This window comes from Micromonospora maritima, from assembly GCF_902825405.1.
Classification (GTDB): Bacteria; Actinomycetota; Actinomycetes; order Mycobacteriales; family Micromonosporaceae; genus Micromonospora; species Micromonospora maritima.
Map to the genome: position 1 here is coordinate 1 of NZ_CADEAU010000890.1, position 1,086 is coordinate 1,086.

General features: G+C 77.3%; 2 protein-coding genes and 1 pseudogene. 2 read left to right on the forward strand and 1 reads right to left on the reverse strand.

What is annotated here, in order from left to right:
- Positions 1 to 235 (forward strand): annotated as a pseudogene (locus HUW36_RS33295) (transcriptional regulator); the annotation flags it as partial.
- A gap of 25 nt (positions 236 to 260) precedes the next feature.
- Here HUW36_RS33295 and HUW36_RS33300 read toward each other — a convergent pair.
- Positions 261 to 818: a TetR/AcrR family transcriptional regulator gene (locus tag HUW36_RS33300; RefSeq protein ID WP_174531636.1), complete on the reverse strand. Its 558-nt coding sequence runs from the start codon at positions 816 to 818 to the stop codon at positions 261 to 263.
- A gap of 54 nt (positions 819 to 872) precedes the next feature.
- On the opposite strand from HUW36_RS33300, the gene HUW36_RS33305 reads away from it, so the two are divergent.
- A partial coding sequence (locus HUW36_RS33305; RefSeq protein ID WP_174531637.1) for an FAD-dependent monooxygenase occupies positions 873 to 1,086 on the forward strand: 214 nt, incomplete at its 3' end.

The following is a 1,086-nucleotide window of genomic DNA, read 5'->3' on the forward strand; positions in this document are numbered from 1 at the left end:
CAGCGCGGTGCGTCGGACCCGCCCGCACACCGTGGTGGTGTGGTCGCAGACGCCGATGACCGGGCGGGCGTACCGGGCGGTCCGCTTCGCGCGGGAGTTCCCCTCGGTGCGGGTGCACGGCGCCGGGCCGGGCTGGATCACGCCGCCGTCCACGCCGGCGGGACACCTGACCACCCTGTCGGACGCGCTCGCCGCGTGTCGCGACGCCGCCCGGCAGCGGGACGAGGCGCGGTAGGCGGTTCCGCGCGGGCGGCGGCCGGTCAGCCGGCCCGGAAGCCGCGCAGCAGGGCGGCGACGGCGGACTCCGGGTCGACGTCGTCGTCGGGCGCGGCGAGCAGGTTGCCGAGGAGCCCGTCGACGAGCGCGAGCAGCGTCCGGAAGTGCGCGGGCGGATCGGTAGACCCGAGCGCGGCGAGCAGTGGCACCCCCCACCCGGCCAGCTGCGCCCGTCCGGCCGCGATGGCGGGACGCAGCTCGGGCCGTACGGCCGCCTCCACGAACAGCGCGTGCCGGGCCAGGGTGACCACCCGTTCCTCGCCGGTGAAGCGCCGGATCAGCCGGCCGAGCACGCGGACGAAGCCGTCGACGTCGCCCGGCGGCAGATCCACCGCGAGGCGCTGCCAGGCCTGCGTCTCCACCTCGACCAGTCGGTCGAAGACGCCGGCGACGAGCGCCTCCCGGGTGCGGAACCGGTTGGACGCGGAGCCCTCGGGCAGCCCCGCCTCCGCGTCCACCGCCCGGTGGGTGAGCTGCCGCGGGCCCCGGGTGCCGAGCACCCGGATGGCGGCGTCGAGCAGGAGCTGGCGGCGATCGGTCACCGGCTGAGACTACAGGCGTAGTGAACTCGACTGCATCTGTAGTACGGTGCGGGCATGGACGGTCGGGCGGTCGTGGTCGGTGGTGGGGTCGGTGGACTGGCGGCGGGGATCGCGCTGCGGGCCGCCGGCTGGTCGGTGACGGTCCTGGAACGCGCCGCCGCGCTGCCGCGTACCGGCACCGGGCTCGGCATCTGGCCCGGGGCGATGCGCGCGCTGGACGCGCTCGGCGTGGGCGACGAGGTGCGGCGCCGCGGTCGCCGGCAGGCCG